A 24,894-nucleotide genomic window follows, 5' to 3' on the forward strand; every position below is an offset into this window, starting at 1 on the left:
GGCCAACCCCAACCGACCCCGCGAGGCGAGGATGGCAGGAAAGCGCGCCGTGTTTTTCATCTCCGATGGTACCGGCATCACCGCCGAGACCCTCGGCCATAGCCTGCTCACGCAGTTCAACGACGAGTTCGAGCACGTCACGCTGCCGTTTACCAATACCGTCGACCGGGCCGATCAGGCGGTGGCTCGCATCGAGCAAGCGAACCGCAGCAACGGCGTGCGCTCGATCGTGTTCACCACCGTCATCGACCCGGAGCTCCGTGAGCTGATCCATCAGGTCGACGCCCTGTTGTTCGATTTCTTCGATACCTTCATCGCGCCCATGGAGCGCGAGCTCGGCGAGCGCTCCAGTCACACGGTGGGCCGCTCCCACGGCATCGCGGACAATCGCCTCTATGACGTGCGCATCGACGCCATGAACTATGCCCTCTCCCACGATGACGGGGCGGTGGTGCGTCATTATGACCGTGCCGACGTGATCCTCGTGGGCGTCTCCCGCTCCGGCAAGACACCCACCTGCATCTACCTGGCGTTGCAGTTCGGCATCTATGCCGCCAATTATCCACTCACCGAGGAGGATCTGCTCGGCGGGCGCCTGCCGTCGATCATCCGACCGCATCGGCGCAAACTCTACGCGCTGACCATACGCCCGGAACGGCTCTCCCAGATCCGCGGCGAGCGCCGTCCCGACAGCCGTTACGCCTCGCTGCGCCAGTGCCAGTATGAGGTGGCGCGCGCCGAGGGCATGTTCCAGCACGAGCGTATCCCGGTTGCCGATACCACGGCGATGTCCATCGAGGAGATCGCGACCACCATCATCCACGAGCGGCAACTGCGCCGGCGACTGTATTAAAAAAACGCACGGTTTTCCACTGATGCCCCAACTCCGCTGATCGAAGGCGGACGAGTCCGTCGGGCGGGGTCCCGGGGGCGGCGAGCGTGGCGCCGCCGCTGTGATAGTATCCCGGCCATGATCGCAGAGACCCCGCTGAACCCTCTGGAGACCGGCAGCACGCGCAGCTTCGCGGCGCTGATGGAGCTCTACGAGAGCAACTATATCTTCATGCGGCGGCTGCTGCCGGATCCGGACCGCCAGCAGGACTGCGTGGTCTCGCGGGTGGCGGGGACGCCGGATCTGCACCTGCAGGTGCTCGAGCGCTGTGCCTATACCACCAGCGTGCTGCTTACCCACTATTTCCGCCGTGGCGGTGACGCCGAGGAGGTGGCCCCGGACCTGCGGGTGCGCGTCTATCACGATGCCCGTGTTGCCGAGGTGCTTCCGGATTCGCGGCTCGACGGGTTCCGTCGCCGGCGGCCGGGGCCGGAGACCGGGAGCCTGGCCTGGCGCTGGGAGGTCAACCGGTTCCTCAACCGCTGGCTGCGTTATTGCCTCGGTGAAGGGCACAGCTTCATGCCGGTGCTCGGCGAGCCGTTGGCGAGCCGGCCCCAGGCGCGGCGCTGGAGCGTGTAGGGGCGGCGATGCGGCTGACCTCCAAGGCCCGTTACGCGGTGACTGCGATGGTGTTCCTCGCCCTGCACGGGGCGTCGGGGCGGGTCACCCTAGCGGAGCTCGGCGAGCAGCAGGGGGTCTCGCTGTCCTACTTGGAGCAGCTGTTCGCGGCCCTGCGCCGGGCGGGCCTGGTTAGCGGCGTGCGGGGCCCCGGCGGGGGCTATCGCCTGGCCCGGGCGCCCGCGGAGATCAGCGTCGCCGATATCATCAGTGCCGTGGACGCCCGCGTGGACCTCGATTCCGATCTCTCCGGGGAGCACTGCCTCACCCATGAGCTGTGGTCGGAGCTCTCCGGCCAGCTCTACCTGCTGCTCGACGGCATGACCCTGGATCAGCTGGCCCGGGAGCCGGACATTATCGCCGCCTGGCAGGCCGACGCGGCCGGAAGCGGCGCGCGCGGCGGATGAACTCCCTGCGCTCGACCGGCTCGCCCCGCTCCCCGTAGCGAAGGCGTATATACTGGCGCGCCAGCGCCCGGATTTCGGCCGCCAGCTCGGGGCGCAGCGCGGCGGCGCGCTCGGCGAGATCCCGCGGGCCGTCGGTGGCGGAGACGGGCACCCCGGCCCGGGCCAGGCGCTGGCCGATCATCCCCCATGCGCGCAGCACCGGATCCCGGGGCCGTGCGCCGCTACCCGCCATGGCCCAAAGGGCGAGCAGCGCCCCGGTGACGCCCAGCGCCGCCGCCAGGGCCAAGGCGATGGCGGCGCCGCTACGCAGCCCCAGGCGTTCCCAGAGCATCTGCTGCAGCGCGGGCCCGTAGGCAAGGACCCAGTCGTTCCAGAACACATCCACCCGGTCCCAGAGCAAGCGGAGCTGGCGCAGGGCGCCGCCGGCGTCGCCGCGGGCCATCAGCGGAACCGGGTCATCGGCGGGGAGCGCCGCGGCGAGCCCCTGCTCGACCCGGGCGGGGGCGACCGCGGCGGTGGGGTCCACCCGTCGCCAGCCCTGGTCGGGCAGCCAGACCTCCACCCAGGCATGGGCGTCGGCCTGGCGGATGATGAGATAATCCGTCCCCGGGTTGGCCTCGCCGCCGAGGTACCCCCCCACCAGCCGTGCCGGGACCCCGGCGGCGCGCATGATCACCGCGAAGGCACCGGCGAAGTGCTCGCAGAAGCCACGGCGGCTGTCGAAGAGGAATCGGTCCACCCGGTCGCCGGAGAGCGCGCCGGGGCGCAGGGTGTAGGTGAACGGCCGCTCGCGGAACCAGCCCAGGGTGCGTTCGACCATCTCTTGCGGGTCATCGCTGTCGGCGCGCAGGCGCTCGGCGAGTTCCCGGGCCCGCGGGTGCCGGCCCGCCGGCAAGCGGGTGTAATGTTGCTGAATCGACGCCCCGGCGGCGGGGGAGAGCCGGTAATCCGGATGCGAACGTCCCTGGTAACGCCGCGTGCGGGTGACCGGCTCGTCGGCGAGGTACTCGAAGGCCGCGGAGCGGCGGGCGCCCGTCCCTTGCAAGCGTACCGGTAGGTCCAGTGCGAGCAACCAGCGGCGGCCGTGGGGCTCCAGGGTGATCTCGTAGTCCCGGGCGGGCCCGTTCACCTGTGCCTCGGCACGCTGCTCCGGGGGACTACGGCGCCGCCAGGTCTCACCATCGTAGGCGGCGAACACCGGCCCTCGCCAGTAGCGTTCGGCGGGCGGCGGTTCCGGTCCCTCGAAGCGTACCCGGAAGGCAACGTCGTCGGACTGGCTCAGCCGGCTTACATCGCCGGGGGTGATCTCGTCGCCGAGACCGGTGCGGGCGGTGTCCTCCGGGTCCGGAAGGGCCCACAGCGGACCGGGCAGGCGCGGGAACAGGAAGAACAGTATCAGCATCACCGGCACCGCCTGGGCGATGAGCGCGGCACCGGTGCGGACGTCGCCGCGTTCGACACCGCTGCCGGTGCGCCGGCCTGCGGCCACCAGGAGTACGGTGGTGGCCCAGGCCGCGACGAACAGATAGGCCAGTGTCACCACCGTCTGGGTGAACAGGAAGGTGGTGAGGATGAGGAAGTACATTAGGAATACCACCACCCGCAGATCGCGACGGGTGGTGAGCTCCAGCAACTTGAGGCCGGTCATGATCGCCAGCAGCGCCACCCCCGCGTCCGGGCCGACGACGCTGGCGTAGTGGGCGACCACCAGGGCCACACCGGTGGCGGTGAGGCCGATCTTTACCACTCGCCCGGGCCGCGGTCCCCCGCGCAGGCCGGCGTGTAGCCGCCAGGCGATGAGTGCCAGCACCCCGATGGAGATGGCCACGGGCATGCGCAGCAGGTGTGGTGCGAGCACGCCGGTCAGCGTGGCCAACGCCCACAGCAGGGTCCGCTGGTCGATGGCGCTCAGCTGCTTCATGCCGGGTGCCTCGCCAGGGCCTCGAGGCAGCGGTGGCGGTGCTCGCTGCCCTGGTCGGGGGGAAATCGCTGCCCGGGCAGCTCCAATCCGTAGCGCTCGCCGCGGGCGTGGGCGAGCTCTATCCAGGCGGCCAGGCGACTGAGACGAGCCTCCACCCCGGGCAGGCGAGTATCCTCCCAGCGCAGCCAGCGGTCGCGGCCGGCGGATGTCGCGAACACCTTGCTCTGGAGCGTCTCGGAGCCGGCGCTGGACTTCCAGGCGATGCGCCGGATCGGATCACCGGGACGGTAACCGCGCAGGCCATGGAAGTCCTCGTCGCCGGGGCGCTGCGCGGGGCTCCCCTGGGCCTCGCCGCCAGGCTCCTCGGGCAGGGGCGGCGGCTCCTGTTCGGGCCGTGGGTAGACCACCAGCTCGATCGACGGCTCGATCCAGCTCCAGGTCCGAAAGAGCCCGGTGGGGTGCACCGTGGTTACGCGCACCCGGCCCGGACGATAGCAGCCGCGGCGGACCACCGGACACGGAACCAGGGCGCTGATCTCACCGCCATCGGGGACATCGCAGTGCACGGGCGCGTCTCCGGCATCAAGCGCCACCGCGATGCGCCGTCGGGGGGCGGGGTTGACCAGCACCACCGGGTAACGCGCAGTCTCCCCCGCGAACGTGGGTGCCGGTGCGGCGGGGAGCAGGGTAAGGCCCCATAGGTTGCGGTAGCAGTGGTGCATGGCCGCAATGCCGATGCCGGCGAGTAGAAAGGTGAGAATGAAGCCCAGATTGAGCTGATAGTTGGTGGCCCCCAACCACATCAGCACCACCAGAAGGGCAAAGCCCCAACCCTGCCTTGTGGGCAGGATGTAGAGCCGACGGTAGCTCAGGCGGGTACGGCCGCCGGTGTCGCCATGGCGCCGGCGGATCCAGCGCTGCAGCCAGTGCGGCTCCGGCATCAGGGGATGGGGACCTCGGTGAGCAGGCGCTCGGCGGCGGCGCGGGCGGAACCGAGGTCATCCCCGGGTTCCAGGAGGCGATGGCCGGCGACCTGCGGGAACACGGCCTGGACGTGTTCCGGCAGGACCGCGGAGCGGCCCTCGATGAAGGCCCACGCCTGGGACGCATGGACCAGGGCCAGGCCGGCGCGCGGTGACAGCCCCGGGCCGTTGCCGGCCATGCGTCGGCTCGCGGCGAGCAGGGCCTGGACGTAATCCACCAGGGCGCCGGCTACGTGGACGCCCCGTACCGCCGCGCGGAGCTCCGCCAGGGCCTCGGCGCGGAGCGCCGGCCCGAGCGCCCGGATCAACTCGCGGCGGTCGGCGCCGAGGAGCAACTCGCGCTCGGCGGCCCGGTCCGGATAGCCCAGGGCCATGCTCATGAGGAACCGGTCGAGCTGGGATTCCGGAAGCGGGTAGGTGCCGGTCTGATTCGCCGGGTTCTGGGTGGCGATCACGAAGAATGGCTCCGGCAGCGGGTGGGTCGCCCCGTCCACGGTGACCTGGTGCTCTTCCATGGCCTCAAGGAGTGCGCTCTGGGTCTTCGGGGTGGCCCGATTGACCTCGTCGGCGAGCAGCAGCTGGGTGAATACCGGCCCGGGATGAAAGCGGAAACCGCCGCTGTCGCGCTCGTAGATCGTAGCGCCGAGGATATCGGCGGGGAGCAGGTCACTGGTGAACTGGACCCGCTGCATCTCCAGGCCGAGCAGCCGCGAGAGCACCTGAGCCAGGGTGGTCTTGCCGACGCCCGGCAGATCCTCGATGAGTAGATGGCCCCCTGCGAGCAGGCAGGCCAACGACAGCCGGAGGGGGTGCTCCTTGCCAAGGATAATGCGGTTGGCCTGATCCAGGATGTGGCCCACCTGCTGGTGCATGCGCGCTCCGGCTGCCATCGAGTTGCAGCCGGGTTTATACCATAGCGGGATGGGCCTGGTCATAAGTCGGGCAGGCCGCGGGAGCGGCCACAATCAGTGACACGGGTGGTCACTAGACACTGGTGTCCCGGTGGGCGGGCGGTGTGAGCGCTGGTACCGCCCGCTCGAAAGTGGGACCATGCCTCCCCTAGCCGGACCCGGGAACACGCCGTTGAAGTGGAGCGCCGTACAACAGCTACTCGGCCTGCTGCTGATGCTGTTCAGCGCCAGCGCTTTGCCCCCCGCCCTCGTATCCCTGGCAATCGGTGACGGCCAGTTGGGGATCTTCCTGATCACCTTCCTCGTCGGGCTGATCTGCGGTGCCCTGCTTTGGCTGCCCGTGCGGGGGGATTTGGGGGAGATGCGCACCCGGGACGGCTTTCTGGTCGTTGCGTTGTTCTGGAGCGTACTCGGGATCTTCGGGGCGCTGCCCTTTATGCTCGGCCCCCATTTGGATCTCACCGATGCGGTCTTCGAATCGGTCTCGGGATTCACCACTACCGGTGCCACGGTCATCGCTGGCCTCGATCGCCTGCCCCTGTCGCTGCTTTACTACCGCCAGCAGCTCCAGTGGCTCGGTGGCCTGGGGGTCATCGTCCTTGCGGTGGCGATCATCCCCATGCTTGGCGTCGGGGGTATGGCCCTGTACCGCGCCGAAACGCCGGGGCCGATGAAGGAGGAGAAGATCAGCCCGCGCATCCGTCAGACCGCGCGGACCCTGTGGTATGTGTACCTACTACTGACGGTGGCTTGCGCACTGGCCTACTGGCTGGCCGGCATGAACGGCTTCGACGCCATCGCCCACGCCTTCACTACCATCGCCACCGGGGGCTACTCCACCCATGACGCCAGCTTGGGGCATTACGACAGCCTGGCGGTGGAAATGGTGGCCAATGTGTTCATGCTCCTGGGCGGTATCAACTTCGCCCTGCATTTCTTCGCTTGGCGCCATCGCGATCCGGGCCGGTACCTTTATGATACGGAAACGCGCGCCTATCTCGGCATCATTGCGGCCGCGGCGCTGGTTATCGCCGCTACCCTGGTGCTCACTGACGTGGTGGGAAGTGAATGGGAGGCGATTCGGCAGGCCGTGTTCCATGTGATCTCGGTGATCACCACCACCGGCTATGCCACGACCGGCTTCGCCCACTGGCCGGTATATATCCCATTGGTGATCGCTGCTATCGGCTTCATCGGCGGCTGTGCCGGCTCCACTGCGGGAGGGATGAAGGTGGTGCGCATTGTCCTGCTCTACCGCCAGGGCACCCGGGAGACCTTCCGTCTTATCCATCCTCGGGCGGCGCGGCCGATCAAGCTCGGCGGCAAACCGGTGGACGAAGACGTGATCAACTCCGTGTGGGGTTTCTACACCCTCTACGTCCTCTCCTCACTGATCCTGACCGGTCTGATGATGGCGGCGGGACTGGACCTGGAGAGTGCCTTCGGGGCGGTTATGGCCACCATCAATCTGGTGGGTCCCGGGCTGGGGGCGGTGGCTTCGACGTTCCAGGACGTGCCCGATGTGGTCAAGTGGCTCGGGGTATTCGCCATGCTGCTGGGGAGACTGGAGGTGTTTACGCTGCTGGTGCTGTTCACTCCGGCGTTCTGGCGGCACTGATGCGGTGTTAGACTGCGGCGCCCGGGACCGAGCGGGATGGTCTGATGAATCGCAAGAGCCTGGAGAGACGCCTGACCTACTTGGCCGGCAGGGCGGTGCGGGAATACCGGATGATCGAGGAGGGCGACCGCATCATGGTCTGCCTCTCCGGTGGCAAGGATTCCTATACCCTGTTGGAGGTGTTGCGGTTGCTGCAGCGCCGCGCCCCGGTGCGCTTCGAGCTGGTGGCGGTGAATCTGGACCAGAAGCAGCCGGGCTTCCCGGCGCATGTGTTGCCCGACTACCTCGACGCCCAAGGGATCGAGTACCGCATCATCGAGCGGGACACCTACTCCACGGTGCGCCGGGTGGTACCGGAGGGGGCGACGATGTGCAGCCTGTGCTCGCGGCTGCGGCGGGGCATCCTCTACGGTACTGCAACAAAGCTGCAGGCCACAAAGATCGCCCTTGGCCATCACCGCGACGATATCCTCGAGACGCTGTTCCTCAATCTCTTCTACGGCGGGCGCATGGCGGCGATGCCGCCGAAGCTGCGCAGCCGCGACGGCGAGCACGTGGTGATCCGGCCGCTGGCCTACGTGCCCGAGGCGTATACCGCTCGCTATAGCGAGCTCCGGGAGTTCCCCATTATCCCCTGTGATCTCTGCGGCTCGCAGAGCAATCTCAAGCGTCAGGCGATCAAGGGCATGCTGCAGCAGTGGGACGCCGAGGACCCGAAGCGGCTGACCAATATCCTGCGCGCCTTGCAGAACGTGCAGCCCTCGCAACTCGCCGACACGGAGCTGTTCGATTTCCAGGGGCTCAGCGCCGCCGTGGAGGGTGCGGATCCCTTGGGTGCGATCGAAGACGGTCCGTCCCCGGCCTCGGCAGAGGCGGTGGTCCGGTTCGCCGGCTCGGAGAGCGGCTGATCGTCGCGGCCGAAGCCCGCCGGGGGTAGGATGATCGCGGGGGCGCCCGCGAGGCGGCGCAGAACAAGAATTCCGGATCGGCGTGTTGGGGGGCGGCATGGGCCGCAGAAAGCTCTGGTTTGCGCTCGCGCTGGGGGCGCTGGTCGCTGGCGGGTTTATGGCCACCAGCCTGATCAGCTATTTCGTCGCCCACGACGCGGTCGCCGAGCGCATCGCCGAAGAGACGCTGCCGCTGACCAGTGACAACATCTACTCGGAGATCCAGCGCGATCTGCTGCGCACCGTGCTGATCTCCTCGTTTATGGCCCAGGATACCTTCGTACGTGACTGGGCCATCAACGGCGAGCGGGACCGGGAGGCGATGATCCGTTATCTCGCCTCGATTCAGGAGCAATACGAGACGGTTACCGCCTTCTTCGTCTCCGAGCGGACGCGTCGCTATTACCATCCCGATGGGGTGCTGAAGACCGTTCAGCCGGACGAGCCGGGGGATGCGTGGTACTTTCGGGTGCGCAACCTGCGCGAGCGCTACGAGATCAACGTCGACCGGGATACGGCGGATCGCACCCGGCTCACCATCTTCGTCAACTACCGCGTCCTGGATTACGAGGGGGACTATCTCGGGGCGATCGGAGTGGGGTTGGCGGTGAGTGCCGTCACCGACCTCATCGAGACCTATCAGCGCCGCTACGGCCGACGGGTCTATTTCGTCGACCGCTTGGGGCAGGTGGCCCTGCACGGGAGCGGTTTCGACGCCCCCGGCGATCTCCGTGACCGGCGCGGACTGGCCCCTCACGCTACCCGCATCCTGGCCAACCCGAGCAGTGAGTTCCGCTACACCGATGCGGACGGCCACACCATCTACGTCAACACGCGCCTGGTGCCCGCGCTGGACTGGCATCTCATCGTCGAGCAGGATGACGCCGCCGCCCAGGGGCGCATCCGCAGGACCCTCTTAGTCAACCTGGCCATCGCCCTGGGATTCACCGTGCTGGTGCTCACCCTGAGCTACGTCACCGTTCGCGGCTACCAGCGGCGCCTGGAGGCCATGGCCACCACGGACCGGCTCACAGGGGCGGCGAACCGGCAGGCCTTTGAGCTCGTCTTCGAGCAACTGCGCCGCGGTGCCCGCCGCCGGAACAGCCCGGTGTCGCTGCTGAGCCTGGACGTCGATCACTTCAAGGCCGTCAACGACCGCTATGGCCACCACGCGGGTGATGTGGCGCTGCGCTCACTGGTCGAGCGTATTCGGGGGCAGATCCGGGAAGCGGACACCATCGCCCGCTGGGGGGGCGAGGAATTCGTGATTCTGCTCGCCGACTGTGACCTGGAGGATGCCTTGCGGCGCGCCGAACGCCTGCGGGCGCAGCTTGCCGGCGAGGAGATCAGCGTCCCGGGCGGCCGGGTGCGCCTGACCGTGAGCATCGGTGTAGCCGAATGCGGCGCCGAGGAGCCGCTGGAGTCGGTCATGCAGCGCGTGGATTCCGCCCTCTATGCCGCCAAGCGTGGTGGTCGGGATCGGGTGTTCCGGGCCTGAAGGAGCGCCGTGATTACGCCGGCTTGTGCCAGCGGTATATCCGTAAGGGGGGGAGGTTGCGGACCTCCCAGGCCTGTCGTGGCTCGCCGAGCAGCGGCCGGGTCAGCTCCGCGACCCGGGGGCTGAGTTGATAGGCCACGAATCGCCCGCTCGGCTTGAGCACCTCGGCCACCGCCGCGACCACCGCCTCGCCGGTGGCCCGGTCCAGTTTCGAGAAGGGGATCCCGGAGACAATGACCTCGGGCCGCTCGAGGCCTTGCTCGTCGAGGATGGCCGCCAGGTTGGCGGCGCTGCCGTGGTGGGGGATGAGGCGCGGGTCATCGATGCCCTGGAGCAGCCGGAACAGCCCGCCGTTGATCTCCACGGCCAGCAAACGGGTCTCCCGGTCCATGGCCCGCAGCAGGGCGCGGGTGGTGCCGCCGCTGCCGGGGCCCAGCTCCACCACGGTATCGGCGTGGTGGAGCGCGGTCTGCTCCACCAGCCGCCGGGTCAGCCAGGGAGAGCTCGGAACCAGGGAGGCCACCTCCGTCGGCCGGTGCAGAAACTCCCGGAAGAATACCCAGGGACCGTACATGCCTCGCTTGCCGCTCAGTGGTCCCGCTCGATGATGTAGCGCGCCACTTCGCGCAGCCCCTCGCCGCGCTCGCCGAGGGGTTCAAGGCTGGCGAGGGCGTCGTCGCGGAGCCGACGGGCGAAGGCACGGGCCTCCTCGAGCCCGAGTAAGGCAGGGTAGGTGGCCTTCTCCAGCCGGGCGTCGGCGCCGCTCGACTTGCCGAGTACCGCATCGTCGCCGGCCACGTCGAGGATGTCGTCCTGGACCTGGAAGGCGAGGCCGATGCACTTGCCGTAGTGGTCCAGCCGTTCCAGGGTCGCTGCTTCCGGGGCCCGTGCGCAGAGCCCGCCGAGGCGGATGCTGGCGCGGATCAGCGCCCCGGTCTTGCGGATGTGCATGGCCTCGAGCTCGGCCTCGCTGAGCGGAATCCCGGCGGCTGCGAGGTCCATGGCCTGGCCGCCGCACAGGCCCCGGGAGCCCGCGGCCGTGGCCAACGTCTCGAGCATCGCCACGCGGGCACCGTCCTCCACCGCCGGGGTTCGGGCCAGCGTGCGGAATGCCAGGGCCTGGAGGGCGTCACCAACCAGTATCGCCGTGGCCTCGTCATAGGCGCGATGGCAAGTGGCCCGGCCGCGGCGGAGGTCGTCGTCGTCCATGGCCGGGAGGTCGTCGTGGACCAGGGAGTAGCAGTGGATGCACTCGACGGCGCAGGCGGCAGCATCCAGGGCCTCTCCGGGGGCCTCCAGCGCCTCGCCGGCCAGGTAGACGAGTAGTGGGCGGAGCCGCTTGCCGTTGCCGAGCACCGCGTAGCGCATGGCCTCGTGGAGGCGCACGGGGGCGATGGACGGGCCGGGCAGGCGCTCATCGAGGGCGCGTTCCACGCGGTCGCGGCAGGCGGCGAGGCGTTCATCAAGGGCCATCTTCGCCTCCCTCGCCGTCGGTGAACGGGGCCAGGCTGGCGCCCTCCTGGTCGCCACCGAGCAGGATCTCCACCTTCTGCTCCGCCTCCTCCAGGGCCTTCTGACAGATGCGGGTGAGATAGACGCCGCGTTCGAAGGCCCGCAACGACTCCTCCAAGGAGAGCTCGCCGCCTTCCATGCGGGCGACCAGCTGCTCGAGCTCCGCCAGGGCGGTCTCGAAATCCGGGGGTTCCGCCGGCGCCGGCGTCTGCGCGGATGGTTCACTCTGGTTGTCGCTCATGGCGCACAGTCTAACGCACAAGCCCGCCGCCGGCGCATTGGGTTACACTGCCGCGCACTCTCCAGCGACAGCGAGGCACGCGGGAACGAATGGCGAGCACGTACGATGCCGCTTCCATCGAGGTACTCACCGGCCTGGACCCGGTGCGCCGGCGGCCAGGGATGTATACCGACACCAGCCGGCCCAATCACCTGGCGGTGGAGGTCATCGACAACAGTGTCGATGAGGCCATTGCCGGCCATGCGAGCGAGATCGAGGTCACCCTGTATCGGGACGGTTCCCTGGAGGTGCGCGACGACGGCCGGGGCATGCCGGTGGATATCCATCCGCAGCAGGGGTTGCCCGGTGTCGAGGTGATCCTCGGCAAGCTGCACGCCGGCGGCAAGTTCTCCACCAAGAGCTACCAGTTCTCCGGCGGGCTCCACGGCGTCGGCGTGTCGGTGGTGAATGCGTTGTCCCGGCGCCTGGAGGTGGAGATCCGCCGAGCGGGCAAGCGCTACCGGATGGCCTTCGCGGGTGGCGAGAAGGTCGAGGAGCTGCAGGTGGTCGGCGAGGTGGGCCGGCGCAATACCGGCACGGCGCTACGCTTTTGGCCGGACGCGGGCTACTTCGATTCCCCGCGTTTCTCGGTGCCGCGGCTGAAGCACATCCTTCGCGCCAAGGCGGTGCTCTGCCCGGGGCTGACCGTGCGTTTCACCGAAGAGGCGAGCGGCGAGGTCACTGTCTGGTACTACGAGGATGGCTTGCTGGACTACCTCCGGGGGGCGCTCCAGGACATCCCCTTCGTGCCGGAGCCGCCTTTTACCGGGCGGATCTCCGGGGAACGGGAGGCGGCGGAATGGGCCATAGCCTGGTTGCCGGAGGGTGGTGAGCCGGTGCAGGAGAGCTACGTCAACCTCATCCCCACCGCCCAGGGGGGCACCCATGTCAATGGCCTGCGCACGGGACTGACCGAGGCGGTGCGGGAGTTCTGCGAGTTCCGCAACCTCCTGCCCAAGGGCGTGCGCATTGCCCCGGAGGATATCTTCGAGCGCCTCGCCTTCGTGCTCTCGGTCAAGCTCGAGGAGCCGCAGTTCTCCGGGCAGACCAAGGAGCGGCTGTCCTCGCGGGAGTGCGCCACCTTTGTCTCCGGCGTGGTCAAGGATGCCTTCAGCCTGTGGCTCAACCAGCACGTCCAGGCCGCCGAGGGCATCGTCGAGTTGGTGATCGCCAACGCCCAGCGCCGCCAGCGCGCGGCGCGCAAGGTCACCCGCAAGAAGGTGACCAGTGGGCCGGCGCTGCCCGGTAAGCTCGCTGACTGCGCCAGTCAGGACCCGGCGCGCAGCGAGCTGTTCCTGGTGGAGGGGGACTCCGCCGGGGGCTCCGCCAAGCAGGCCCGGGATCGGGACCATCAGGCGGTGATGCCCCTGCGCGGCAAGATCCTCAACACCTGGGAGGTGGACCCCGCGGAGGTCATGGCCTCCCAGGAGGTTCACGACATCGCCGTGGCGCTCGGCATCGAGCCGGGCTCCGACGATCTCTCCCGGCTGCGCTACGGTAAGGTGTGCGTGCTCGCCGATGCCGATCCGGACGGCGCGCATATCGCTACGCTTCTGTGCGCGTTGTTCCTCAAGCACTTCCCGGCACTGGTGCGGGCGGGCCACGTGTTCATGGCCATGCCGCCGCTGTATCGGGTGGATGTGGGTAAGGAGACCCTCTATGCCCTGGACGAGTCCGAGCGTCAGGGCATCTACGACCGCATCGCCGCCGAGGGCAAGCGCGGGAAGGTGACCACCACCCGCTTTAAGGGCCTCGGCGAGATGAACCCGATGCAGCTGCGCGAGACCACCATGGCCCCGGATACCCGGCGGTTGGTGCAGCTGACTATCGACTCGCCGGAGGATACCGAGCGGCTGATGGCCATGCTGCTCGGCAAGCGCGCGGCGTCGGCCCGGCGGGAGTGGCTGGAGCGAAAGGGCGATCTCGCCGAACCACTGGTGTAATCCTGCGGTAGAGGCGGGGATTGGGCGAGTGAGGCATGTACTCGGGCGGCGCGGAATGAGTCCGGGGCGCCCGGTTGGGCATCATCGGTAGCGGAGACGCTGTGAATACATCCCTGTACGCTCGCGTGCGGCCGTCCCTGGCCGCACACGCTCCACTACCGATGATGCCCAACCGGGCGCCGTGCCGGGCGTCCGGCAGGCGTCGTGGGTTGGGGCTTTCCCCGTGGGGTCTGGGCCCTGGACCTTGGGCCCTTGGTCTGCCGGTCCCCGTGGCACCGCCCGTCCCCTAATCCCTGTAACGGATCGGATCCTGGAACACTGATGAGCGACACCGAGACGAGCTACTCCGACTTCGAGACCCGCCCGCTGCGGGAGTTCACCGAGAAGGCGTACCTGGACTACTCCATGTACGTCATCCTCGACCGCGCCCTGCCCCATGTCGGCGACGGCATGAAGCCGGTGCAGCGACGTATCGTCTACGCCATGTCCGAGCTCGGGCTCTCAGCGGCGGCGAAGCACAAGAAGTCGGCGCGCACCGTTGGCGACGTGCTCGGCAAGTACCATCCCCACGGCGACGCGGCCTGCTACGAGGCCATGGTGCTCATGGCGCAGCCGTTCTCCTACCGCTACCCGCTGGTGGATGGCCAAGGCAACTGGGGTTCCGCGGACGACCCCAAGTCCTTCGCCGCCATGCGCTACACCGAGGCGCGCCTCGCCCCCTACGCCCAGCTCCTGCTCGCCGAGCTGGGGCAGGGCACTGTGGACTGGCAGCCCAACTTCGACGGCACCCTGGACGAACCCGTGGTGTTGCCGGCGCGGGTACCCAACGTCCTGCTCAACGGCGGCACCGGTATTGCGGTGGGTATGGCCACGGACATCCCGCCGCACAACCTCCGGGAGGTGGCTGCCGCCTGTATCCACTTGCTGGACGACCCGGACACATCGGTGGCGGCGCTGTGCGATCACGTCCCGGGGCCGGATATGCCCACGGAGGCGGAGATCGTTACCCCGTCGGCGGATATCCGGCGGATCTACGAGACCGGACACGGGGGCCTGCGGATGCGCGCGCGCTGGGAGCGCGACGGCCGGGACCTGGTGGTCACCGCGTTGCCCTATCAGGTCTCGGGTAGCCGCGTGCTGGAGCAGATCGCCGCCCAGATGCAGGCGAAGAAGCTCCCCATGGTGGAGGACCTGCGGGATGAGTCCGACCACGAGAATCCCACCCGGCTGGTGATCACGCCGCGTTCGGGACGGGTGGACGCCGACGAGCTCATGGAGCATCTGTTCGCCACCACGGACCTGGAGAAGACCTACCGGGTCAACCTCAATGTAATCGGCCTGGACGGCCGGCCGCGGGTGCGCAACCTCCGCGAGATCCTCTCGGAGTGGCTCACCTTTCGGCGCGAGACCGTTACCCGGCGACTGCGCTGGCGACTCGAAAAGGTGGAGGCCCGGCTACACCTGCTCGCCGGTTACCTGATCGCCTATCTCAATATCGACGAGGTGATCGCCATTATCCGCGAGGTCGACGAGCCCAAACCGGTGCTCATGGAACGCTTCGGGCTCTCCGAGCGCCAGGCCGAGGCCATCCTGGAGCTGCGCCTGCGCCACCTCGCCCGGCTGGAGGAGATGAAGATCCGCGCCGAGCAGGGGGATCTGGAGCGCGAGCGCGACGAGCTCAACGCGACGCTGGGCTCGGCGGAGCGGCTTACCGCGCTCATCCAGGACGAGCTCCGAGAGGACGCGGAAAAATACGGTGATGAGCGCCGCTCGCCGCTGGTGGAGCGGGCCTCGGCCCGCGCCCTCTCGGAGACCGAGTTGGTGCCCAGCGAGCCGGTGACGGTGGTGCTCTCGCAGAAGGGCTGGGTGCGCTCGGCCAAGGGCCACGAGGTGGACCCGGAGCGGCTCTCCTACAAGGCCGGCGACGGCTTCCAGGACGCGGCGGCCGGTCGCAGCAACCAGTTGGCGGTGTTCCTCGACGATACGGGGCGAAGCTATTCCGTGCCGGCCCACACGCTGCCCTCGGCCCGTGGCCAGGGGGAGCCACTGACCGGACGGCTCTCACCGCCCTCCGGTGCCCGTTTCGTTTATGTGCTTGCCGGGGACCCGGAGTGTCGCGTGGTGCTGGCCACCGATCACGGCTACGGTTTCGTGACCGCCATGTCCAATCTGTACGCGAAGAATCGCTCCGGCAAGGCAGTGCTCACGGTGCCCGGCGGTGCCGGGGTATTGCCGCCGGCGCCGGTGAGCGATCCCGCCGTGGATCGCCTCGCCGTGGCCACCACGGCGGGTCGGCTGCTGGTCTTCCCCCTTGCGGAGCTCCCGGAGCTCGCCAAGGGCAAGGGCAACAAGCTCATCGGCATCCCGCGGGAGCGTCTGGCTGCCGGCACCGAGCGTGTGGCCGCCATGGCGGTGGTTCCGGACGGGGGCGGGCTCGTGGTGGTCGCGGGCAAGCGAACGCTGACGCTCAGGCCTTCCGACCTCGAGGGCTATGAGGGTAGCCGGGGCCGGCGTGGCAGCACTCTGCCGCGGGGCTTGCAGCGGGTGGAGGGCCTGCGCCCCGCCGGCGAGTGAGGCGGGTGGAAACGCCCGCCGACGGCCCTATATCTAACCGCGGTATGTCTTCCTTTGCGTGGAGGTAACGGGATCCATGGGCCGTATCGGACTGTTCCTTGCGACCAACCTGGCGGTGCTGGTGCTGCTGGGGGTCATCCTCAATCTGCTCGAGCCCTGGCTCGCCGCCGAGGGTATCGTGCTCAACACCGGCGGGCTGCTGGTGATCGCCGCGATCTTCGGCATGGGCGGGGCCTTCGTCTCGCTGGCGAGCTCGAAGTGGATGGCCAAGCGCTTCATGGGGGTGCAGGTCATCGAGCAGCCAAGCAACGAGGTGGAGGCCTGGCTGGTGGATACCGTGCGTCGCCAGGCCCGCGCCGCCGGCATCGGCATGCCCGAGGTGGGCATCTACAACGGCGCGGAGATCAACGCCTTTGCCACGGGCATGCGTCGGGATGATGCCTTGGTGGCGGTAAGCGCCGGCTTGCTTCGCGGCATGCGCCGGGAGGAGGCGGAGGCGGTGCTCGGCCACGAGGTCAGCCATGTGGCGAACGGCGACATGGTCACGCTCACCCTGCTGCAGGGGGTGCTCAACACCTTCGTCATCGTGCTCTCGCGTATCGCCGGCCAGTTCGTGGATCGCGTGGTGTTCCGCAACGAGCGTGGCTACGGTCCGGGTTACTGGATCGCGGTCATCGTGTTTCAGATCATCTTCGGCGTGCTCGCCTCGATGATCGTAATGTGGTTCTCGCGGCAGCGGGAATTCCGGGCCGATGCCGGCGGTGCCCGCCTCGCCGGAGCCGGCGCGATGATCGCCGCATTGCGCCGGCTGCAGGCGGCGAGCAAGCCGGCGCAGATGCCCGAGCAATTCGAGGCATTCGGCATCAACGGCCGCCGCAGCGGCGGGCTGAAGCGGCTGTTCATGTCGCACCCGCCCATCGAGGAGCGGATCGCCGCGCTGGAGGCGGGACGGGTTACATGACCAGGGCGGAGAAGTCGTAGTCCATCTCCGGCGCCGGTTCCCGGAGGAAGCTGCCCTGGACGAGGTCGACGTCCAGGCGCCAGAGGCGGGCGAGCTGGCGTGCCTCGGCGAGCCCCCCGGCGATTACCCGGCAGCCATGCTCGTGGGCATTGCCGATGAGCTCACCCACGTGCCGGGCCGTGGCCTCGTCCGCGTCGAGCTCGCTGAGCAGCGTCTCGTCGAGACGGACATAGCCGATGGGCAACGCATTGAGCAGCCGGAATGAATCCAAGCCGCTCCCGAAGCCGATGAGGCAGAGGGCGGCGCCGAGCCCGCTGAGCTTGGCGGCAAGCTGCTCGATGCGTCCCAGTTGGGTCACCGCCGCCGACTCGGGGATCTGGATCACTAGCGGTGCGGACCGTAGCCCGGTGCTTTGCATTGCCTGGGTAATCCACTCGGCCGGGTTGCTACCGGCAAGGGTTTCGCCCGCAAGGGTGACGAACAGCCGGGGTGGCTCGCCGCCGGTCGCGTCCGTTAGGGCACCGGTGAGCAGATACCGGTCCAGCTCGGGCAGCAGCTCCGCCTGACGGGCCTGGCGGCGCAAGGTATCGTCCTCCAGGGTGCCGTAGTCGTCGCGCAGCCGGCTGATCAACTCGTAGGCCGGTCCGCCGGCGTCCCTCAAGGCCACGATGGGCTGGTAGAGTCGCTCCACCATTGCGTCGGACAAGGCCGTCCCGATACGGGTGCGCGGGTCGATGGCGGCTTCCTCGCCATCCTCGTCGGGGTGCCCCTGCTGGAGGTGAACGCGATTGCCGCCGGCACGGGCCGCCTGTTCGCTGGCCTCGGCGGCCAGGTTGACGGCGTGCTCCGCCGTTCCCGCGTTATCGCCTACCATGGCGACCCCGATGCTGACCGTCTTGTCGAGGGTATGTCCGCCGCTGCGGGAGGGGGCGTTCTCCACGGCATGGCGGACGGACTCGGCGACCGCAAGGACGCCGTGGATGTCGGCGCTGGGAAGCAGCGCGACGAAGGTGGTATCGCCGTAGCGGGCGCACAGTGCCGTCGCCGGCACGTGGTCCTCGAGCAGCGCGGCGGTGTCGGCCACCGCCTGATCCACGGCGCCAATGCCCAGGTTCTGTTGAATGGCCTCCACGTGATCCAGGCGGAGGTAGAGCAGGGCGTGCTGGGCGCCGGCATCCTCCTCCGTACCGGTGGTGAGGATCTGGCCCAGCCGTGCCAGGAAATGGTTGCGGTTGAGCAGGCCGGTGAGCATGTCCTGACGGCTAAGGGATTCCAGGCGCTCGGCAAGCTCCGCTTCCTCATGCTCGCGGATGAGGATCTGGGTGGCCGCCTCGCCGTCCCAGCTGCCCTCGGTTAGGGTCACCACCACCTCCTGCTCAGTGCCGTCGGCGGTGCGTATACGGGTGCGTAGCTCCGCAGACGGCTCCTCGCTGCGGGAGTAGTCCCGGAACAGGTCCCGGAATCGGGATTGTTCCGCCGGGGCGATGAGGTCCAGCAACGGCAGGCCCTCGATCTCCTCGCGCTCGGAGAGACCGAAACGTTCGACATAGGCGCGGTTGGCGAAGATGTGCATGCCGTCGTGGATGTAGGCGATGGCGTCCCGGGAGCTCTCCAACAGCGCCTCGCAGCGGCGCTCGCTCTCGCGCAGGGCGGCCTCGAGCCGCCGTTGACTGCGCCGTGACTGAAGCGCCGCGTGCTCGCGCTCGACGACATAACGGAAGTGATCGCCATCGGCCTTGGAGACCAGGTCGGCGATCCCCATGGCCATGACCTCTCGGCGCAGCTCCGCATCCTCTGTCTCCGCGAGGGCGATGACGCCCACGTCGTGCCCTGACTGGTGGATGGTACGAAGAGCGGCGTTGATCGGCAGCGCCTCGAGGCCCGGGGCGCAAACGAGGAGGTCCTGGGGCTGGCCGGCGAGGGCGCCCTGCAGTGCCTCCACGCCGTCTACGCGGGTAGGCCGCACGGCGTATCCCACGTTACGCAGGACGCTGATCAGGCGCTCGGCGTCATTGAGTGAGGCCTCCGCGATGAGAAGCCGCAGGATCGATTCGGTGCGCATGTCTTGGTGCGGTCCTTCAGTTGGCCTCGCTGGTATCCCACGCGAGCCATGTCTTCGCCGGCCGGTCCGGAATCTCCCGCACCAACCTCGGTACGAGATAGCCGGGGAGGCGGGCACTGACTTCCCGCATCAGCCCGGCCGCGACCGCCTCGGGAACGTCGAAGTGGCCGGCGCCCCGTACCGGGTCCAGCAGGTGCAGGTAGTAGGGTAGCACCCCGTGGGCAAAGAGTTTCTCGGACAGGCCCGCCAGTGTGATGGGGTCGTCATTGACGCCACGCAGCAACACCGCCTGATTGAGCACAGTGACGCCATGGCGGCGCAGCATCGCCACGGCGCTGGCCACCTCGTCGTCCTCGAGCTCCGCTGGATGATTGGCGTGGATGACCATCACCGGCTGTAGCCGGGTCCCGACCAGCCAGTCCAGCAGCGCGGGGGTGATGCGCTCGGGTAGCACCACCGGCAACCGGCTGTGAATCCGGAGGCGGCGGAGGTGGGGGATGCCGGCGAGGCCCTCGACGAGCGCGGAGAGGCGACGGTCGGCGAGGCTCAGGGGATCGCCGCCGCTCAGGATGACCTCTTCGATGCTCGGATCGCCGTCCAGGGTGGCCAGCGCCCCGCGCCAGCCGCCGGGGGCCGCCTGGTGATCGGTGTAGGGGAAGGCGCGGCGGAAGCAGTAGCGACAGTGGATCCCACAGGCGCCGGTGGTGACGATCAGCGCCCGGCCCCGGTATTTGTGGATCACGCCGCCGGCACGCAGCGCCGCATGTTCGCCCACCGGGTCATCGACGTAGCCGGGGGCTTGCCGCGTCTCGGCCGCCAGGGGCAGGACCTGGCGCAGCAGCGGGTCGTCCGGGTCGCCGCGGCGCATCCGGCGGAGGTAGGCACGGGGCACGCGCAGCGGGAACTGGGCCGCACCCGCGGACGCGCCCTCGAGCAGCGACCCCGGCAGATCCAGTTCCGCGAGGAGCTCCCGGGGGTCGCGAATGGCCTCGGCGAGGGCGCGTTGCCATTGTGGCGTCTCGGGGTGTACGGGGGTGCTGCTCTGCGGGGCTGTCATGTTCTATCGTAGGGAGTTTTCCGTTAGCATTCGCGGCGTCCGTCGCGGGGGAATGGTAGCGTACCCGCGGTATCGGTTCACCGCCCTGCAACGAGTGGGCGCCAATCATCCGGGGTTTGCCATGGCCAGCTACACCACCAACCATTTCAAGTCCGGTCTCAAGATCATGCTCGACGGCGACCCCTACGTCATCGTCGATAACGAGTTCGTCAAGCCGGGCAAGGGGCAGGCCTTCAATCGGGTCAAGGTCCGCAATCTCAAGACCGGCAAGGTCATCGACCGTACCTTCAAGTCCGGCGACAGCGTGGAGGCGGCCGATGTCGTAGAGACGGAGATGCAGTACCTCTACACCGACGGCGAGTTCTGGTACTTCATGGACCCGGAGACCTTCGAGCAGCAGGCGGCCAACGAGGCCGCGGTGGGCGATGCGGCGAAGTGGCTGAAGGAGCAGGACGTCTGCAGTGTCACGCTGTACAACGGCGCGCCGCTGTCGGTGGAGCCGCCGCCCCACGTGACCCTCAAGGTGGTGCAGACCGACCCCGGCCTGCGCGGGGACACCTCCAGCGGCGGCAACAAGCCGGCCACTCTGGAGACCGGTGCCGTGGTCCAGGTGCCGCTGTTCATCGAGGAAGGCGAGCTGTTGAAGGTCGATACCCGCAACGGCAGTTACATCTCCCGCGCCAAGGAGTAGCCCTTGAGCGGCCACTGGGCCCCCAGCGCGCCGGTGGCGAACCTCCGCCGGCGTGCCCGGCTCACCGCCGCGGTGCGCCGGTTCTTCGCCGACCGGGGGGTCGAGGAGGTGCATCCGCCCTGCCTCTCCGCGGCCACCGTGACCGACCCCGCCCTGCAGGGGCTGGCGGTATCCGGGGACGTCCCGGGGGCCCCCGATGGGGCCCGCCTGTGGCTCCAGACCTCCCCGGAGTACGCCATGAAGCGTTTACTGGCCGCCGGCATGGGCCCGATCTACGCCATCACCCCGGCGTTTCGCGCCGCAGAGCGGGGGCGGCTGCACAACCCGGAGTTCACGCTGCTGGAGTGGTACCGGCCGGGCTTCGATCACCACCGACTTACGGACGAGGTGACCGCTCTGGTGACCGAGATCGCCGGTCAGCGCCCGGTGCGCCGCTACACCTACGCCAACGCGTTCCGGGATGCCCTGGCTGTTGACCCGCTCAGCGCGGACACCGCGGAGCTCCGTGCCCTCGCGCGGCGGGAGCTCAGCGGCCTGGACGCCACTGCCCTGGACCGCGACGGGGTGCTGGACGCCCTGCTGGGCATCCGCGTGATACCGGCGCTGGGGCGCGGGGAGATCACCGTCCTGACGGACTATCCCGCCTCCCAGGCCGCGCTGGCGCGGCTGTCCCCCGAGGATCCCCGGGTCGCCGAGCGATTCGAGGTCTTCGTCGACGGTATGGAGATCGCCAACGGCTTCCACGAGCTGGCTGATCCCACGGAGCAACGCGCACGCTTCGAGGAGGACCGCACCCGTCGCGCCGCCGCGGGGCTCCCTGTGCCGGCGGTGGACGAGCGCCTGCTGGCGGCCCTGGAGGCCGGGCTCCCGGACTGTGCCGGGGTGGCCCTGGGCCTCGACCGGCTGTTTATGGTCGCCCTCGGGGCCGAGCGCATCGATGAGGTGATGGCCTTCCCGGTGGAGCGGGCCTGAATGACTCAGCCGCGCCGACCCAGCGCCTCGCCCATACGCAGCCGCGCGCCGCTGTCCAGATCGCCCCGCCAGGCGGCGCCACCCCGGGGATAGAGCAGGATCACCGTGGAGCCCATGTTGAACCGGCCCATCTCCGCGCCGCGGGCTAGGGGCGTGGCAGCGCGATACTCCCAGGCACGTACCCGCCGGCCTGCCGGCGGCGTGATCACCCCGTGCCAGACCGTCTCGATGCTGGCGACGCAGATGGCGCCGACCAGCACCATGGCGAAGGGCCCCCGCTGTCCCTGAAACAGGCAGACCACGCGCTCGTTGCGGGCGAACAGTCCCGGCACCGCCCGGACCGTATGGGGGGCGACGCTGAACAGGCGGCCCGGGACATGGATCATCCGCAGCGGACGGCCCGCCTCGGGCATGTGAACCCGGTGGTAGTCCCGCGGGGATAGATAGAGGGTGGCGAAGGCGCCATCCCGGAACGTCTCTGCCAGCGACGGGTCCCCGCCGAGCAGCGTGATCAGGCTGAACCGGCGGCCCTTGGCCTGGATGAGCTGGCCGGCCTGCACCGTCGCGGCGGCGCTCAAGGTGCCATCCACCGGGGACAGCACCGTATCCGGCTCGGTCGCGAGGGGACGGGCCCCGGGCCGCAGCGCGCGGGTGAAGAAGCCGTTGAAGTCCCGCCAGTCCCCTGGCCGTTGGGCCTCCGCATCGGAGAGGTCCACGCGGAAGATCCGCACGAACGCGCGGATCATCGCCCCCTTCACCCAGCCGGTTCGGATCCGGGTGATCCGCCCGACGAGCCGGGAGAGGCCGTGGTGCGGCAGGGGATACAGCAGCAGGGACTTCAGCCGGTCTGCAGTGCTGGCGGCACGGGGGGCGATCATGGCCGGCATTATCCCGGTATTCGCCGCCTCGGGGAAGCACCGGGAGGGGGACAGGGCGGTCGGCCTTCGGGTACCATCGCGGGCGTTGTCAGGAGGGCGTCATGACGGATCCGGGCCGTGTGCCGGCAGAGCTTGTCACCATAGCCGATTTCATCCGCTGGGGCGCGAGCCGTTTCGAGGCCGCGGGCCTGTGCTACGGCCATGGCACCGACAATGCCATCGATGAAGCGGCGGCGTTGGTGCTCGATGCCCTGCACCTGAGCCCCGGACTGCACGATGCCTATCTGCACTGTCGTCTCACCCAGGTGGAGAAGACGGCGGTGCTCGCGCACCTGCGTGCCCGCATCGACCGCCGCCTGCCGGCCCCCTATATCACCCACACCGCGTGGTTTGCCGGGCTGCCGTTCTATGTGGACGAGCGGGTGCTGATCCCGCGCTCGCCGTTTGCCGAGCTCATCGAAGCGGGTTTCACGCCGTGGCTCGATCCGGACGCGGTGGAGCGCGTTGCCGACGTCGGCACCGGCAGCGGTTGCATCGCCGTCGCCTGCGCCCTGGCCTTCCCGGTCGCGGAGGTGGACGCCCTCGACATCTCCGCCGACGCATTGGCCGTGGCACGCATCAATACGGACCGTCACGGGGTCAGCGGCCGGGTTCATACGATGCATTCCGACCTGCTGGCGGCGACACCGGCGGAGCCGCGCTACCAGCTCATCGTCGCGAATCCCCCGTATGTGGATGCCGAGGGGATGTCGGCGCTGCCCCCGGAGTACCATCACGAGCCGGCCGATGCCCTGGCCGGCGGTGACGACGGCCTCGCCTTCGTCCATCGCCTGCTCCGGGAGGCGGTACTGCGGCTGACCCCGGATGGGGTGCTCGCCTGCGAGGTGGGCCATAGCGCGCCGGCGATGGAGGCGGCCTATCCGCAGCTGCCGCTGACCTGGGTGGAGCTGGAACGTGGCGGCACCGGGGTGTTTCTCGTTGACGCGGGGTCGCTGCGTTCGGCGTTGGGCGAGGAGCCCGGCGCCCAACCCGTCCTATAAATCACCGGAGAACAGTGGCCCAATGTCCGGGAATACCTTCGGAAAACTCTTCACCGTAACCACCTTCGGCGAGTCGCACGGGGCTGCCCTGGGGGCGGTGGTCGACGGCTGCCCGCCGGGGCTGGCGCTGGCCGAGAGCGACCTGCAGCGGGACTTGGAGCGACGGGCCCCGGGGCGTTCCCGCCATACTTCGCAGCGCCGGGAACCCGACGAGGTGCGGATCCTCTCCGGGGTCTTCGAGGGGGTGACCACCGGTACCCCCATCGGCCTGGTCATCGAGAACGCCGATCAGCGCTCGCGGGACTACTCCAAGATCAAGGATAGCTTCCGCCCGGGCCATGCCGACTACACCTATCACCGCAAGTACGGGGTACGCGATTACCGCGGTGGTGGCCGCGCCTCCGCCCGGGAGACCGCGATGCGGGTGGCGGCGGGGTCCATCGCCAGGAAGTACCTCGCCGAACGCCTGGGTATCCGTATCCGCGGCTACCTCTCCGCCCTGGGACCCTTCGAGCTTCCCCTCGAGGATTGGGCCGCGGTGGAGGCCAACCCGTTCTTCTGCGCCGCACCGGAATGGATCCCGGAGCTGGAGGCCTACATGGACCGCCTCCGCCGGGAGGGGGATTCGGTGGGCGCTGCGGTGACGGTAATCGCCGAGGGCGTGCCGGCGGGGCTCGGCGAGCCGGTCTTCGACCGCCTCGACGCGGAGCTCGCGCGTGCGCTGATGGGCATCAATGCGGTCAAGGGCGTGGAGATCGGCGACGGCTTCGCCGCGGTGACACAGAAGGGCTCGGAGCACCGCGACGAGATGACGTCGGATGGATTCCTCTCCAACAGCGCCGGGGGCGTGCTTGGCGGTATCTCCACCGGCCAAGCGGTGGTGGCCCGCATCGCGCTGAAACCCACCTCCAGCATCCGCATCCCTGGCCGCTCGGTGGATCGCCACGGCGAGCCCGAAGAAGTGGTGACCACCGGCCGCCATGATCCCTGCGTGGGGATCCGGGCGACGCCCATCGCCGAGGCGATGATGGGACTCACCCTGATGGACCACTATCTGCGCCACCGTGGTCAGAACGCCGATGTCGCCGCGGAAGGGCCACGCATCCCCGGGACGGCCGGCCCTCGCTAA

20 protein-coding genes and 2 pseudogenes are annotated in these 24,894 nt (G+C 68.9%); 13 read left to right on the plus strand and 9 right to left on the minus strand.

Annotated elements, in window-relative coordinates; translation table 11 throughout:
• The first annotated feature begins 31 nt into the window (after nt 1-31).
• The 3 genes and pseudogenes from ppsR to ACQ754_RS01660 all read left to right on the plus strand — a co-directional run bounded on the left by ppsR (nt 32) and on the right by ACQ754_RS01660 (nt 1,955).
• Nucleotides 32-853, plus strand: coding sequence for a posphoenolpyruvate synthetase regulatory kinase/phosphorylase PpsR (ppsR, locus tag ACQ754_RS01650; protein WP_440995241.1), 822 nt, complete (start codon nt 32-34; stop codon nt 851-853).
• Nucleotides 854-970: 117 nt separating this feature from the next.
• The gene (locus tag ACQ754_RS01655) at nt 971-1,471 is read left to right on the plus strand and encodes a DUF1249 domain-containing protein (RefSeq protein WP_440995242.1); all 501 of its coding nucleotides are present in this window, start codon (nt 971-973) and stop codon (nt 1,469-1,471) included.
• An 8-nt stretch (nt 1,472-1,479) separates the two neighbouring features.
• A pseudogene (locus ACQ754_RS01660) lies at nt 1,480-1,955 on the plus strand (Rrf2 family transcriptional regulator).
• Nucleotides 1,956-1,966: 11 nt separating this feature from the next.
• Here the strand turns inward: ACQ754_RS01660 and ACQ754_RS01665 are convergent.
• The 3 genes and pseudogenes from ACQ754_RS01665 to ACQ754_RS01675 form a co-directional block, all read right to left on the minus strand.
• Nucleotides 1,967-3,838, minus strand: a pseudogene (locus ACQ754_RS01665) (transglutaminase TgpA family protein); the annotation flags it as partial.
• The gene (locus tag ACQ754_RS01670; protein WP_440995243.1) at nt 3,835-4,779 is read right to left on the minus strand and encodes a DUF58 domain-containing protein; all 945 of its coding nucleotides are present in this window, start codon (nt 4,777-4,779) and stop codon (nt 3,835-3,837) included. The gene ACQ754_RS01670 and the pseudogene ACQ754_RS01665, both read right to left, overlap by 4 nt.
• Nucleotides 4,779-5,693 (minus strand): AAA family ATPase, encoded by a 915-nt coding sequence (locus ACQ754_RS01675; RefSeq protein WP_440995244.1) that lies wholly within the window; start codon nt 5,691-5,693, stop codon nt 4,779-4,781. Before ACQ754_RS01675 ends, ACQ754_RS01670 begins: the two co-directional genes overlap by 1 nt.
• A gap of 211 nt (nt 5,694-5,904) precedes the next feature.
• Between ACQ754_RS01675 and ACQ754_RS01680 the strand changes: the two genes are divergently transcribed.
• The 3 genes from ACQ754_RS01680 (at nt 5,905) to ACQ754_RS01690 (ending at nt 9,795) form a co-directional block, all read left to right on the plus strand.
• Nucleotides 5,905-7,350: a TrkH family potassium uptake protein gene (locus ACQ754_RS01680; protein ID WP_440995245.1), complete on the plus strand. Its 1,446-nt coding sequence runs from the start codon at nt 5,905-5,907 to the stop codon at nt 7,348-7,350.
• Nucleotides 7,351-7,394: 44 nt separating this feature from the next.
• Nucleotides 7,395-8,258, plus strand: a complete 864-nt coding sequence (gene ttcA / locus ACQ754_RS01685; RefSeq protein WP_440995246.1) for a tRNA 2-thiocytidine(32) synthetase TtcA — start codon at nt 7,395-7,397, stop codon at nt 8,256-8,258.
• Between the two features lie 97 nt (nt 8,259-8,355).
• Entirely contained in the window at nt 8,356-9,795 is a 1,440-nt protein-coding gene (locus ACQ754_RS01690; RefSeq protein WP_440995247.1) for a sensor domain-containing diguanylate cyclase, read from the plus strand.
• 13 nt (nt 9,796-9,808) lie between these two features.
• On the opposite strand, the gene ACQ754_RS01695 is transcribed toward ACQ754_RS01690, so the two are convergent.
• From ACQ754_RS01695 to ACQ754_RS01705, 3 genes are read right to left on the minus strand one after another with little or no spacing between them, the layout of a single operon-like run.
• Nucleotides 9,809-10,369 carry a class I SAM-dependent methyltransferase gene (locus tag ACQ754_RS01695; RefSeq protein WP_440995248.1) on the minus strand — a complete coding sequence of 187 codons (561 nt, stop codon included), beginning with the start codon at nt 10,367-10,369 and terminating at the stop codon, nt 9,809-9,811.
• A gap of 14 nt (nt 10,370-10,383) precedes the next feature.
• Entirely contained in the window at nt 10,384-11,268 is an 885-nt protein-coding gene (gene ispA / locus ACQ754_RS01700) for a (2E,6E)-farnesyl diphosphate synthase (RefSeq protein WP_440995249.1), read from the minus strand.
• Nucleotides 11,258-11,548: an exodeoxyribonuclease VII small subunit gene (locus ACQ754_RS01705; RefSeq protein WP_440995250.1), complete on the minus strand. Its 291-nt coding sequence runs from the start codon at nt 11,546-11,548 to the stop codon at nt 11,258-11,260. The genes ispA and ACQ754_RS01705 overlap by 11 nt, the downstream gene beginning before the upstream one ends.
• Nucleotides 11,549-11,637: 89 nt before the next feature.
• Between ACQ754_RS01705 and parE the strand changes: the two genes are divergently transcribed.
• From parE to htpX, 3 genes are all read left to right on the plus strand, one after another.
• Nucleotides 11,638-13,530, plus strand: a complete 1,893-nt coding sequence (gene parE, locus ACQ754_RS01710) for a DNA topoisomerase IV subunit B (RefSeq protein ID WP_440995251.1) — start codon at nt 11,638-11,640, stop codon at nt 13,528-13,530.
• A 321-nt stretch (nt 13,531-13,851) separates the two neighbouring features.
• Nucleotides 13,852-16,104, plus strand: coding sequence for a DNA topoisomerase IV subunit A (gene parC / locus ACQ754_RS01715; protein WP_440995252.1), 2,253 nt, complete (start codon nt 13,852-13,854; stop codon nt 16,102-16,104).
• A gap of 76 nt (nt 16,105-16,180) precedes the next feature.
• The gene (htpX, locus tag ACQ754_RS01720) at nt 16,181-17,065 is read left to right on the plus strand and encodes a protease HtpX (RefSeq protein ID WP_440995253.1); all 885 of its coding nucleotides are present in this window, start codon (nt 16,181-16,183) and stop codon (nt 17,063-17,065) included.
• Here htpX and ACQ754_RS01725 read toward each other — a convergent pair.
• Complete coding sequence (locus ACQ754_RS01725; protein ID WP_440995254.1) at nt 17,058-19,127, minus strand: EAL domain-containing protein; 2,070 nt, start codon at nt 19,125-19,127, stop codon at nt 17,058-17,060. The two genes, htpX and ACQ754_RS01725, sit on opposite strands and share 8 nt — an antisense overlap.
• A gap of 16 nt (nt 19,128-19,143) precedes the next feature.
• Nucleotides 19,144-20,184: an EF-P beta-lysylation protein EpmB gene (epmB, locus tag ACQ754_RS01730; RefSeq protein ID WP_440995255.1), complete on the minus strand. Its 1,041-nt coding sequence runs from the start codon at nt 20,182-20,184 to the stop codon at nt 19,144-19,146.
• A gap of 121 nt (nt 20,185-20,305) precedes the next feature.
• Between epmB and efp the strand changes: the two genes are divergently transcribed.
• Both efp and epmA read left to right on the plus strand, forming a co-directional pair.
• Nucleotides 20,306-20,875: an elongation factor P gene (efp, locus tag ACQ754_RS01735; protein WP_440995256.1), complete on the plus strand. Its 570-nt coding sequence runs from the start codon at nt 20,306-20,308 to the stop codon at nt 20,873-20,875.
• Nucleotides 20,876-20,878: 3 nt separating this feature from the next.
• Nucleotides 20,879-21,847, plus strand: a complete 969-nt coding sequence (gene epmA / locus ACQ754_RS01740) for an EF-P lysine aminoacylase EpmA (protein ID WP_440995257.1) — start codon at nt 20,879-20,881, stop codon at nt 21,845-21,847.
• 5 nt (nt 21,848-21,852) lie between these two features.
• Here the strand turns inward: epmA and asd are convergent, their stop codons facing one another.
• Nucleotides 21,853-22,725: an archaetidylserine decarboxylase gene (asd, locus tag ACQ754_RS01745; protein ID WP_440995258.1), complete on the minus strand. Its 873-nt coding sequence runs from the start codon at nt 22,723-22,725 to the stop codon at nt 21,853-21,855.
• 101 nt (nt 22,726-22,826) lie between these two features.
• Between asd and prmB the strand changes: the two genes are divergently transcribed.
• Both prmB and aroC read left to right on the plus strand, forming a co-directional pair.
• On the plus strand, nt 22,827-23,765 hold the full coding sequence (gene prmB, locus ACQ754_RS01750) for a 50S ribosomal protein L3 N(5)-glutamine methyltransferase (protein WP_440995259.1): 939 nt from the start codon (nt 22,827-22,829) through the stop codon (nt 23,763-23,765).
• A gap of 22 nt (nt 23,766-23,787) precedes the next feature.
• Nucleotides 23,788-24,894: a chorismate synthase gene (gene aroC / locus ACQ754_RS01755; protein WP_440995260.1), complete on the plus strand. Its 1,107-nt coding sequence runs from the start codon at nt 23,788-23,790 to the stop codon at nt 24,892-24,894.

This window comes from Arhodomonas sp. SL1, from assembly GCF_052060015.1.
Classification (GTDB): domain Bacteria; phylum Pseudomonadota; class Gammaproteobacteria; order Nitrococcales; family Nitrococcaceae; genus Arhodomonas.